General features: G+C 44.4%; 12 protein-coding genes. 3 read left to right on the top strand and 9 right to left on the bottom strand.

Features of this window, described 5'->3' with window-relative positions:
- Positions 1-7: 7 nt before the first annotated feature.
- Together pap and AC3FZD_RS07350 are read right to left on the bottom strand one after the other, a co-directional pair.
- Positions 8-1,492 carry a polyphosphate:AMP phosphotransferase gene (gene pap, locus AC3FZD_RS07355; RefSeq protein WP_488739502.1) on the bottom strand — a complete coding sequence of 495 codons (1,485 nt, stop codon included), beginning with the start codon at positions 1,490-1,492 and terminating at the stop codon, positions 8-10.
- Between the two features lie 107 nt (positions 1,493-1,599).
- A complete protein-coding gene (locus AC3FZD_RS07350) occupies positions 1,600-2,589 on the bottom strand; it encodes a metal ABC transporter solute-binding protein, Zn/Mn family (protein ID WP_488739501.1) in 990 nt (329 codons plus the stop codon).
- A 143-nt stretch (positions 2,590-2,732) separates the two neighbouring features.
- Here AC3FZD_RS07350 and AC3FZD_RS07345 point away from each other — a divergent pair, with 143 nt between their 5' ends.
- The gene (locus AC3FZD_RS07345) at positions 2,733-3,263 is read left to right on the top strand and encodes a DUF29 family protein (protein WP_488739500.1); all 531 of its coding nucleotides are present in this window, start codon (positions 2,733-2,735) and stop codon (positions 3,261-3,263) included.
- 174 nt (positions 3,264-3,437) lie between these two features.
- Here AC3FZD_RS07345 and AC3FZD_RS07340 read toward each other — a convergent pair whose 3' ends face one another.
- Complete coding sequence (locus AC3FZD_RS07340) at positions 3,438-4,982, bottom strand: diguanylate cyclase domain-containing protein (RefSeq protein WP_488739499.1); 1,545 nt, start codon at positions 4,980-4,982, stop codon at positions 3,438-3,440.
- Positions 4,983-5,279: 297 nt separating this feature from the next.
- Between AC3FZD_RS07340 and AC3FZD_RS07335 the strand changes: the two genes are divergently transcribed.
- A complete protein-coding gene (locus tag AC3FZD_RS07335; protein WP_488739498.1) occupies positions 5,280-6,164 on the top strand; it encodes an alpha/beta fold hydrolase in 885 nt (294 codons plus the stop codon).
- Between the two features lie 111 nt (positions 6,165-6,275).
- On the opposite strand, the gene nadA is transcribed toward AC3FZD_RS07335, so the two are convergent.
- The 6 genes from nadA to ruvA all read right to left on the bottom strand — a co-directional run bounded on the left by nadA (position 6,276) and on the right by ruvA (position 10,873).
- Positions 6,276-7,238: a quinolinate synthase NadA gene (nadA, locus tag AC3FZD_RS07330; RefSeq protein WP_488739497.1), complete on the bottom strand. Its 963-nt coding sequence runs from the start codon at positions 7,236-7,238 to the stop codon at positions 6,276-6,278.
- Between the two features lie 121 nt (positions 7,239-7,359).
- Positions 7,360-8,418 carry a 3-deoxy-7-phosphoheptulonate synthase gene (gene aroF / locus AC3FZD_RS07325; protein ID WP_488739496.1) on the bottom strand — a complete coding sequence of 353 codons (1,059 nt, stop codon included), beginning with the start codon at positions 8,416-8,418 and terminating at the stop codon, positions 7,360-7,362.
- Between the two features lie 38 nt (positions 8,419-8,456).
- A complete protein-coding gene (locus tag AC3FZD_RS07320; protein ID WP_488739495.1) occupies positions 8,457-8,936 on the bottom strand; it encodes a PAM68 family protein in 480 nt (159 codons plus the stop codon).
- An 11-nt stretch (positions 8,937-8,947) separates the two neighbouring features.
- Positions 8,948-9,217, bottom strand: coding sequence for a 30S ribosomal protein S15 (rpsO, locus tag AC3FZD_RS07315; RefSeq protein WP_488739494.1), 270 nt, complete (start codon positions 9,215-9,217; stop codon positions 8,948-8,950).
- A gap of 95 nt (positions 9,218-9,312) precedes the next feature.
- Positions 9,313-10,221: a sulfotransferase family protein gene (locus AC3FZD_RS07310; RefSeq protein ID WP_488739493.1), complete on the bottom strand. Its 909-nt coding sequence runs from the start codon at positions 10,219-10,221 to the stop codon at positions 9,313-9,315.
- Between the two features lie 25 nt (positions 10,222-10,246).
- Positions 10,247-10,873 (bottom strand): Holliday junction branch migration protein RuvA, encoded by a 627-nt coding sequence (gene ruvA, locus AC3FZD_RS07305; RefSeq protein WP_488739492.1) that lies wholly within the window; start codon positions 10,871-10,873, stop codon positions 10,247-10,249.
- A 434-nt stretch (positions 10,874-11,307) separates the two neighbouring features.
- Between ruvA and btpA the strand changes: the two genes are divergently transcribed.
- Positions 11,308-12,117 (top strand): photosystem I biogenesis protein BtpA, encoded by an 810-nt coding sequence (gene btpA / locus AC3FZD_RS07300; protein ID WP_488739491.1) that lies wholly within the window; start codon positions 11,308-11,310, stop codon positions 12,115-12,117.
- The last annotated feature ends 65 nt before the right edge of the window (positions 12,118-12,182 follow it).

The following is a 12,182-nucleotide window of genomic DNA, read 5'->3' as shown; positions in this document are numbered from 1 at the left end:
AGATAGGTTAACGCTTTAAACCCAATTCGATCGCCTCAATCACTGACTCTAACACCTTCACCCGTGCATAAAGTTTATCATTGCCAGGAACGACTGTCCAAGGAGCATTGGGGGTATGGGTGCGCCCAATAGCCTGATTCACCGCTACCTCATATAATCCCCACTTTTCGCGGTTGCGCCAATCTTCCTCCGTTAACTTATAGCGCCTAAAGGGGTCATCCTGACGAGACTCAAACCGTCTTAACTGCTCCTCTGGACTGATATGAAGCCAAAACTTAACCAACACATAGCCCGCATCCGTCAGCATCGCCTCAAACTCGTTAATTTCACGATAAGCCCTGCGCCATTGGGTATCGGTGGCAAAACCTTCTATCCGTTCGACTAAAACCCGACCGTACCAGGTGCGGTCAAAAATACCAATCTTGCCCGCCGTAGGTAAATCCCGCCAAAACCGCCACAGGTAATGATGCATTTTTTCCTCAGCCGTGGGTGCAGAAAATGCTCTCACTTCATAACTGCGGGGGTCTAGATTATCGGTTAAGCGCTTAATGGCTCCCCCTTTTCCGGCTGCATCCCATCCTTCAAATACTGCCAATACGGGCAATTTACCCTTAAAAATCTTGAGTTGTAATTCCTGTAATCTTACCTTGGCTCTTTTCAGCCGTTTCTGATATTCTTTCTTGGATAAGGAAGCGCCCAAATCTACCCGCCCTAGAAAATCGGGTTCTGTGGGTTCTAAATGCTCTTGGGGAGGCAAAGGAGCGGGAATGAGTAAACTTTGGCGACGGTCTAGGGCTTCTCGCAGGGTAGCGGCAACGGTTTGCAATACTTTGACTTGGGCCCAACGTTGACAGTTACCTTCGACTAATGTCCAGGGGGCAAACCCGGTGCTGGTTTGAACAATCATTTCTTCAGCTAACATTTGATAGTCATCATACCGTTTGACCTGTTGCCAATCTTCATCCCGGACTCGCCAAGCATTGAGCCGGTCTTTAGCATAAGCGTGGAGCCGTTGCTTGAGTTCTTTTTTGCTCAAGTGAATCCAAAATTTGGCAATCGCACAACCCTCATCGCTCATTTGCCGCTCAAAAGCGTTAATATGGCGCATCAAGGCGGGAACTTGAGATTCCTGAGAGCGATCGAATAGCCGGTCTTCGAGAACATGGGTATACCAGCTATGGTAAAACAAGCCAATGCTGCCATAGTGGGGAATTTTGCGCCAAAATCGCCAGAGAAAAGGATAGTTTTTTTCTTCGGCATTGGGCGGCCAAATGGGATGCAGCGCAAATCCCCTGGGGTCCATATACCCAAGAACTTTTTTGACCAGAGCGCCTTTCCCAGCAGCAGCCCACCCTTCAAGCACAATAATCATGGGTAATTTTTTTTCCCAACAGGCATGTTGAAGCGATCGCAACTGTTGCATGAGATCTTCTATTTCGGTTTTGTAGCGGTGCTTGTCGAGAGAGCGATCCAGATCCAGTTGCTTGAGCATTCCTAATGTATATCCTTGTATGGTTCTCCTTCTATGATCTGCGATCGCTTCCCAATTTTAGCAATCCTTTGGTTTATTTTTAACTTTGAACCTTAGACCGCAAGAGATTAGTCACTTAAAGCTTCGACTAAATTAGTCGCATTCTCTTCCATCCTTCTCAAATAGACCGTCGGTTCAGTGCTGGTTGTTTCTCCAGCTTCAATGGGATCGAAAATGCTAACTTTGATTTTGAGGTCTTGAGCTAATGTTTCAAAGGTTTTAGTTTCCACTCCTGGTTCTTGCAGCAAGGCTTTGATCTGTTCAGCTTGCACAATTTCGATCAAACGACGCACATCTTCAGGAGAGGGGTTTTCTTCGGGGATGTCCACTAAAAATTCAGCGCTCAGACCATAGCTCTGAGCGAAATAACTGGCAAAATCATGGAAGGTGATAAAGGTTTGGCCGGCGTAAGGTTTCAGTTGTTCAGTAATTTGAGCATCTAAGGCTTTGAGTTGCTCGATAAAAACCGCAGCATTTTGAGTATAAATTTCTTGTCCTTCTGGATCAGCAGCAATTAAACCATCGCGTATATTTTCAACTTGCTGAATGGCTCGTTTGGGATCGAGCCAAATGTGGGGATCGAATTCTCCATGATCGTGATCGTGTTCAGGCTCATGGTCATCATGGTTATGTCCATGGTCTTTTTCTGTCAACCCCAAAGGTTCAATGCCGGAACTCGAATCAACAATGATTAAATCGCTATTCTCAGCATTTTTAATCATGTCATCTAAGAAAAATTCTAGTTCTAAACCGTTTTTGACTAAAATATCTGCTTGGGCGATCGCTTGAACATCCGCCGGTTTGGCTTGGTAGTCATGGAGTCCAACATTGGTCGGTAGTAATTGTCTCACTTGGGCGCGATCGCCGACCACGGCCTTAGTAAATTCGGTCATCGGTAAAAATGTGGTCACTACCTCCAACTCGTCCTGCTCTTCCACAACGGCTGTATTTTCCCCTGTAGTGGGTTCAATGCTAGAGTTAGCCACACAACTAACCCCAGATAGAGCGGTGAAAACGGCGATGGTTAAGAGACTGACTCTCTTGGCTAGAATCATCATAGACTGTAATTGGAATGATTATCATTTTTATTTTACAGCACACTAGGAGCGATCGCCATAAAATCCCCCCTATCCCCCGATATAATTTTCCATAGTAGGAGCAACTCCTAAATAGCAAGGTTGATTTCAGGAGAAAATCACGAATGACAACTCAAGAATTAATAGATTTAAGAACTTGCATCATCGAAGGCAGAAATCTCGATGCCTTAGCTATTATTGACGAACTCGATGCCATGAGCAAAAAAGACATCATCAGAAAAATAAAATCCTATTTAATTGTGATGTTAATCCACTTGATTAAAAATCAGGTAGAAGAGCGTTTAACCAATTCCTGGGCAGCTTCTATCCGCTATGCGATCGTTGAAATTCAAGACTTGAATTTAAGACCCAATAAAACCTCTTATTTTATCAAAGAAGATGAATGGGAAGAACTTTTAAAAAACGCCATAGAATCTGCGATTGATAGTGCCAGCGCAGAGGTTGAAGATGGCGTTTATAGCCCGTTTCAACTAGAAGAAATGGTCGATATAAATTCTGTAATCGCAACAGCTCAGAGCTTCTTAGCATTAACTTACAGTCATCCTGCTAATAATTTGTCAGCAATTATTAAGCATAATTTAACATTACTACCCGGTGGAGAAGATTGGAAGTTGGGTAAAACAAACAAGAAATAAGAGGAAGCTTTAACCACAATATTGCCAGGGACTTGATTATTCTCAATCCTGACATTATTTATGTGACTTTCTTCCCGATTCGTATCCGCACTAATATAAATATTCGATTCTCCAATGGGAGCGGGTAAGAGGATATTATCCAAAATCGTCACATTCGTCTAGAACCAAATCATCTTATATTTCATCAACAGATAAGAGATCCAAAGAACGAGAACAAAATTGATTTCTTCCCAATTGTTTTGCTTCATATAATGCCTGATCCGCAGCATTAATTAAAGACTTCACTGACCATTGATCGGTAGGAATTATACTGGTCACTCCTAAACTCAAAGTTACATATGGATTCACCTCAGAACCCTGGTGAGGAATCTGCAAATTGGCAATTTCTTTCTGTACATAACGAACCACCTCCCCAGCTCCTTTAGCATTCGTATTGGGCAAAATAATAGCAAACTCTTCTCCACCATATCGAGCCACCAAATCCCCTGGTCTTCGAGCTGCTTTCGTCAAAGCACCGGCAATTTTAATCAAACAATCATCCCCTAACAAATGTCCATAAAAATCATTATATTTCTTAAAATAATCTACATCACATAAAATTAAAGATAGACATTTCTGTTCCCGTTTCATCCGTAACCATTCTTGTTCTAAGACCGAATCAAATACCCGGCGATTAGCCACTTGAGTTAAGCCATCTCGATGAGCTAAATACTCTAATTCTTGATTCGCTTCTTCCAGTTTTTGATACAGTTTTGATTTTTCCAGAGGTGAAGCCAACTGATTCACAACTGATTGAATTAAATCCACCAAATCATCCTTGCGAACTTCAAAATTTAATTTATAAAAAACCAGTATAGCTAATACCTGTTGATTCGCAATAATAGGGACACCAAACACCGATTTAAATCCCGATCGTTTAGCTAAATCTTTACGAAAATATAACTCCTCTGAACAATCGCAACAATTATCAATCCATTCCGGCTTTTGAGATTGCCAAATTCTACCAGGCAAACCTTGATTACGAGCAAAAGTCATTTGAGTGCTTTCTTTTTGGAATTCTTGAAATTGGTTATTCCCATTTTCTAGGCAGGGAACATAAGTTAATAAAGTTTGCTCCCGATCGGGAATCCAGGCTTCTGCATGATCCCATAAAATATGATTACATACTCGATTGAGAACTTGAGAAATGGCTGATTGAACATCAAAAACATCATTGATAATTTTCGTGACATCCAGCATTAAACTCATTTGTTTTTGAGTTTTTTGCAATTCCTTGTTGTTATCTTCTAAAACTTTGTTCTTAATCTGTAACTCTCTTTGTAAGCTCCTTAGCTCTAGGTGATGTTTAACTCTAGCTAAAAGTTCTTCAACTTGAAAGGGTTTTGTTAAGTAATCTGCTCCTCCGAGTTGAAATGCTTTTGCCTTATCCGTACCTTCTTGAAGTGCGCTCAAAAAAATGACTGGAATATCAGAAGTTTTAGGATTTTTTTTAAGAGTTTGACAAAAAAGATACCCATTCATTTCCGGCATCATGATATCGAGCAAAATTAAATCGGGTTGGAAATGGTCAAGGCTAGTTAAAGCAAATTTACCATTAGCAGCTAAACGAACTTCGTAACCTTGTTGTTGTAAAACTGTTTTCAGTAGCCGTAGATTTTCCGGAAAATCATCAACGACTAATAGTTGGGGGCATAGCTTAGAATTAGAAGAATTGCTCATGTTTTTTCATACAAGCTGGGTGAGCTGCAAAATAAAATTATAAGTACAGCTCTGAACTCTCCAATATAATCATAAACAATTATTAAGAATCGAAAATGAAAGTCATAGAGTGGAGTAACTTCTGATTCAGAGAGCTTAAGAGAACTGACCTTCCTAATTCTCATCATAAGGTATATTCAATAAATGAGCCATTTAATTGCCTTTGTCAGCTCTATAACCTTAATGCCTAAACTGTAAAAAGGGTTTAAACTTCAATCAGTAGACCTACTAAGATCCTAGACTCTAATTTAAAAATCTATGACTACTCAACTTTTATCCCGAAATCCTTTAACTCCTCAAACCTGGCTTTGGCAAAACTACCACATTATTTATACAGTTGAGGGTCAGGGTATTCCCTTAGTCTTAGTTCATGGTTTTGGGGGATGTGTGGGCCATTGGCGCAATAATATCCCCACCTTAGCCCAAGCTGGATATCAAGTGTTTGCTCTAGATTTACTAGGGTTTGGAGCCTCAGATAAACCTCCCTTAGACTACTCCTTGGATCTCTGGTATACCCTACTGCAAGACTTTTGGGCAACTCACATTCAACAGCCGGCCGTATGGATTGGTAATTCAATTGGTGGACTGTTGAGTTTAATGATTCTAGCCCAAACTCCAGAGCGGGGAAAGGCTGGCATTTTAATTAACTGCGCGGGAGGGTTGAACCACCGTCCGGAAGAGCTGAATTTACCTTTACGGATAGTGATGGGAGCGTTTACCCGTTTGGTTAGTTCCCCCATAACGGGGCCGTTTCTGTTTAACCAGGTGCGGCAAAAACATCGCATTCGCAGGACGCTGCATCAAGTTTATATGTCTTCTGAGGCCATTACGGATGAGTTAGTGGATTTACTTTATCAGCCATCTTGCGATCCAGGAGCGCAAAAGGTTTTTGCTTCGGTACTAACTGCTCCTCCAGGGCCGAAACCAGAAGAGCTATTACCCCAAGTTAAGCAGCCTTTATTGGTTTTGTGGGGAGAAGATGACCCTTGGACTCCTATTAGTGCAGGTAAACTCTATCGTCGTTTAGCTCAAACCCGTGCAGATGTTCAGTTTATCTCGATTCCGAATGCGGGTCATTGTCCCCATGATGAGTATCCGGATGTGGTCAATCGGCTGATTTTAAGGGGTTTAACTCAATTTTGAAGTCAGAATTAGATCGAACAAAAAAATCGTAGGGTGGGCATTGCCCAGCCTACAAATTGACTGCAAATGGACTACAACTAAAAGGGAGAGGTAATTGTTAATAATTAATTATTAAGTCATTTCTAACATTCGTTGAATGGGACGTAAAGCAGCTATTTGAATATCTTCGGGTAGGGTGATTTCTGGAGTCCGGTTTTTCATAGCGAAGTAGAGTTTTTCTAAGGTATTGAGCCGCATGTGGGGACATTCATTACAGGCGCAGTTGTTCATGGGGGGAGCGGGAATAAATTGTTTGTGGGGTGCTTCTTTCTGCATTTGATGGATGATTCCCGGTTCGGTAGCGACGATGAAGGCTGGGCTGCTGCTCATCTGGGCATACTTGAGTAAGGCGGTGGTGGAACCGATATGATCGGCATGGCGCAGTACGGGGGGTTCGCATTCGGGATGGGCGATGATTTCGGCTTCGGGGTGCTGGATTTTTAGTTGCACGATTTTCTTTTCAGAAAAGGTTTCATGGACGATGCAACTGCCATCCCAGAGGAGGAGATCCCGCCCGGTTTGTTCCATGACATAGCGCCCCAAGTTGCGATCGGGGGCGAAAATGATGGGTTGGTGGGCGGGAATTTGTTGTACTATCTGGACGGCGTTGGAGCTGGTGCAGATAATGTCGCTCATGGCCTTAATTTCGGCCGTGCAGTTAATGTAGGAAATGACTAAGTGATCGGGATATAAGGCTCTAAATGCGGCGAAGGCATCGGCTGGACAGCTATCGGCTAGGGAGCAACCGGCATTGAGATCTGGTAAAAGTACCAATTTATTGGGGTTGAGAATTTTGGCGGTTTCGGCCATAAAGTGAACTCCGGCAAAGACGATGACTTCTGCGTCGGTATGGGCGGCTTTGCGGGATAAGCCGAGGGAGTCGCCGATGTAGTCGGCGATGTCCTGGATATCGGGGTCTTGGTAGTAGTGAGCGAGGATGATGGCGTTGAGTTCTTGTTTGAGGGTGGCGATCGCCTCAAAGAGATCTGCGGGCACTTCAGAGAAGCGAGTGGGGGAGGGAATAGCAGTAAACAAGGTGAATAATAACCCAAACTATTATTACTTTCAGTTTTAATTATAGTTTATTTCACTAAAAATGGGGGTAGATGGTTTACCATCTACCCCCATTTTCACCTGGCGATCGCTGCTGAAGGGCTTAAGCAAGAACGGTTTCTGGGATAGACCAGCGATCGACTGCCTTACCAATTACCGCCAATTCTTTCATCAGTTGATCGAATTGATCGGGGGTGAGAGATTGGGGCCCATCGGAGAGGGCTTTGGAGGGGTTGGGATGTACTTCAATCATCAATGAGTCAGCCCCCACGGCGATCGCCCCTTTCGCCATTGCCGGTACATACTGAGACCATCCCGTACCATGGGACGGGTCAATCATCACCGGTAAATGGGTCAGCGTCCGCAACACGGGAACCACCGACAGATCTAAAGTATTGCGCGTATACTTACGGTCAAACGTGCGAACACCGCGCTCGCACAAAATCACCTGGGAATTCCCCGCCGCCAAAATATACTCAGCCGCCATCAACCAATCCTCAATCGTGGCTGCCATCCCCCGCTTAAGTAAAACGGGCTTATCCTGCGCTCCCACTTTCTTGAGTAGGGCAAAATTTTGCATATTTCTGGCCCCAATCTGGATTATGTCGGCTACTTCTGATACTGCGTCAATATCCGCAGTATCCATAATTTCCGTAATAATTCCTAAGCCGCTCTTTTCCCGTGCGGCGGCCAGCAGTTCTAGGGCACTTTCCCCATGGCCTTGGAAGGAATAGGGAGAGGTTCTCGGTTTATAAGCGCCACCGCGCAGGAACTTCGCCCCAGCCGCTTTCACCCGCAGGGCAGTCTCGGTAATCATTTCCTCTGTTTCTACCGAACAAGGGCCAGCCACCACGACCAGAGGATGACTTTCACCAAAAGGAACCTCTCCTTGAGGGGTAGAAACAATCACATCTGAGGATTGACCATGACGATATTCCCGACTAGCCCGCTTAAAGGGTTGTTCAACGCGCAATACTAATTCAATCCAAGGACTCAATTCTTGGATTCTTTCCCGGTCTAGATCCGCCGTATCCCCAACTAAACCAATCACCACCTTGTGCTGGCCCACAATCTTTTCTGGTGTAAGTCCCCAGGCGCTTAGTTCATCACTCACTCGGTCAATTTCTGCGGTCGGTGTACCGCTTTTCATTACTACAATCATAGTTGATTATCCTGACTCGATAGGGTTATTTTGAATACTTAATCTGGTTTGACCGATCGCCACGCGGCGATCGTTCTGCCTAAATTCTGGGTAAAGTCCTGCCAACCGAGCAGAGTTCCTACCCGATTTTCATCCCAAGAGGCTGAGAGTACCCCATAACTTAAACCGAGGACACCCAGTCCAAAGAAACCCATACTCACCAACACCACAGCAACATGGGGTAAATCGAATTCCGTTCGCGTCAAAATCAAATAACTGACCACAAACGTTAATACTCCCAGAGCAGTCGGTACACCAGACAACAAAGCCATACGCCTAATCATCCGTTGACTCACCGCTTCAGGAATCACTCGGTCTTCCTTACGAATAGGGGTTCGTTGCCCAGGCTCTTGAGATGACTTGGATTCCCTAGGGGGAGATGAAGGAGTAGAGCGATTTTTTTTACGGCTGGTTTTTGGCTCAAAAGGCAACCGTTCCTTCGCCACCGACTCAGCCTTTTGATCGGGTTCAGGGGACATGGATAATTTCTCTAGCCTCGAATACTCAAACGACTAATTAACGCTTTATACCGGTCTTGGTCTGTTTGATTGATGTAACCTAATAAACGCTTGCGTTGCCCGATCAGTTTCATCAGACCTCGCTGGGAGGCATAATCCTTCTTATTTGATTTCAAGTGATTGCTTAAACGGTTGATCCGTTCAGTCAAAACTGCTACTTGTAAATCTGCTGAACCCGTATCTGTTTCGTGAACCTGATACTCAGCCATAATTTGATGTTTTTGGGTTTGCGTGAGACTCATAGGGTATTCTTTTGGTGTAATCCATCAAAATTTAGCAATTTTATACTATAACACAAATTTTCAGTTTTAATCAAGCTTTGGGTCAAATGAATCAGCTACAGGAGCCAATGGGAAAGGTCACGGTTAATCAACTCTTGCAGCTTGAGGATATCTTCACGATAGAATTCAATTAACTGTTGACGTTCTTCAGCCGACAGAGGGGGGATTTTTTCCTGGGATTGGTTTAAGTCCATTAGCTTTTGGCGAAAGTTCTCCACTAGAGGCGCTGGAAATAGATTTTTCAATACTTGAGCTGTGGTTTTTCTCAAGGGATTATGAGTGTGCAGCATTTTATTGAGGGTTTTATTTTTCGGTAATTTCGCCACCTGAGATTTTTTTGATGTATCCGGTGTATAGGTTTCATCTACGCCAATAAACTGATAAATTTGCTCCATTAAACCTTGAGGATCTTGCTGCAAATCTTCATATAAAAAAACCTTGATTTGACTGGCATCAAACTGATCGTAAAAATAACTTAAGTGTTCTCCATAAAACCCTTTTTTGAGAGTAGCAGACTGCTTACCTTTTTTGATAATTTGTTCAGAGAGGCTTCTGGGCTGACCAATAGCATCTCGAATATGCATCAAATAATCGGAATAGGCGCGATCGGCTGGATTTCTCAAAATAGCAATTAATTTGGCATCAGGAATATAATGCTTAATCTGCTGCGTTACGATTTGATAGTTAGCCATATAATTCGGTGAAGCTTCACCAATGGCAATTTGATCGGTGACCCCTTGGAATAATTCACCATATTTTTCAAAGGTATCGATCCGGTTTTTATGAGAGGCTATAGGCTTTATGTCTTTGGGGTCTTTGTTGGGATCTCTAGCCAGAAAATTAGGTTCTTTAACCGGACTCATATAGACTTGAGGATGTTCTTTTAGATAGTTATAAACAGAAGTTGTTCCTGCTTTCTGAACACCGATAATCAAGAAATTAGGTAACTTTATAGATGAGTTCATAAGGATTCACTCTGAAAAACAGAAATCAACTTAACCAACTGATGGCTTCCCTGATCCAATCTTCTGCCTCTTGAGTTTTCATCAAATTAGGCTTCTGACTTAATGCACCCAAGGCTTGGGCAATTTCTTCCTGGTTATATCCTAAAGCCAGAAGAGTCATTTCCACATCTTCTTGCAAAGCCGAAGGCAGGGTACTAGAAACCGGCAGAACCACCCCAGATGCACCTCGCCATTGGGATAACTGAGTTCTTAATTCTAAAGCAATCCGTTCGGCCGTTTTACTGCCCACTCCAGGAGTGCGAACCAGTTGCTTAATATTACCGGTCACGATCGCCTGAACCAAATCTGACAGTCCCAGAGTATCCAAAAGGGCGATCGCCAACTGCGATCCAATGCCACTAACTCCCACCAACTGGCGAAATAGATCCCGCTCGGCCGAAGAAGCAAAGCCATACAACAGGGGCTGCTCCTCCCGAATCATCAAATGAGTAAACACTTGAACCTCACTGTTCTGATGCTCCGAGATCCCATCAGCCCATTGACGAGTCACTTGGATCTCATAACCCAGACCATTGACCTCCAACACCAGAATCACTCGATTAGGCGATCGCCTCTGAATCTGGTCAACCCTTCCCCTCAGATAACTGAGCATTTTGCTATCCCCTTGCGTGATTAAATCCCACAGATCAAGCCTAATGGTATTATCATCAAAATCTTTGCTCTAACACCCCGTCCTTCTAGGACGGCTTTATAGTACCATGGAGATCGTCAATAACCCACCCGTGGCGCAGACGTAACAGAAAGCCTTTACGTGACGAAATCGGGTTTCAACCCGTGGCGCATAGAGCTGCGGTAGACCGGGAAAAGAGGATAGGGCAATAAAAAGTCTAAACTGTAAAAAGCAACTCCTAAAGTCAACCTGACTGGAGAGCCACTCTTGGCTTATTTTTCTATTTGTTTCTGTGAGCAGGCCTATAACCTAATGAAAGAGCGATTCCTAACCCATAACATTTACCACTGTGGCAGGAACCCGATCGGAGAAGCCCATTGGGAGTTGTTGTCGATCAGTCCGGAAAGAGAAAACGGGTGGACTTAACTAAGATTTTTCAAACCTCAAACCCCATTATTGGCGTGGTTCATCTTCTACCCCTACCAACATCATCGCGGTGGGGAGGGAACCTGCAAGCTGTCATTGCTAGGGCTGAAAGAGAAGCCACAGCCCTAGCATCAGGCGGAGTCCATGGCATCATGGTCGAAAACTTCTTTGATGCTCCCTTTAGCAAAGATCGGGTCGATCCAGCCGTGGTGAGTGCCATGAGCCTGATTATCGATCGCCTAAAAAACCTCGTCACCTTACCCATCGGGGTGAATATGCTGCGAAATGATGCTCACAGTGCCCTGGCGATCGCCTCCTGCACCGAATCCGCATTTATTCGCGTCAACGTCCTCACCGGCGTAATGGCAACCGATCAAGGCATCATCGAAGGTAGAGCTAACGAACTCCTACGCTATCGTCGCGAACTCGGAGCAGACGTAAAAATCCTCGCCGATGTCCTCGTCAAACATGCACACCCCCTAGGCCATCAACCCCTCGCGTCTGCCATTAAAGACACCATCGAACGAGGACTCGCTGATGCCATCATCCTCTCCGGGGCAGCAACCGGCACGCCTCCCGATCTCGAAGACCTGAAATTGGCCCAGCAACTCGCCCCAGAAACCTCCGTATTTATAGGGAGTGGAGCAGATTGGCAGAATATTAATAGCCTCCTTCCCTATGCCAATGGAGTCATTATTGCCAGTGCCCTCAAACGTCACGGGCAAATCGATCAACCCATTGACCCCAACCGAGTCAGTCAATTTGTAGAAGCAGCCCAACGCAGTTTAATCCCAAACTAACTGCGATCGAGCCAACCGGTGGAGAAGGGAAACATCCTGGATAAAATCCGAGTCCCAATCCACAG

This window comes from Roseofilum sp. KMC-1 (assembly GCF_057802075.1).
This window is presented reverse-complemented; position numbering and strand designations above follow the sequence as displayed.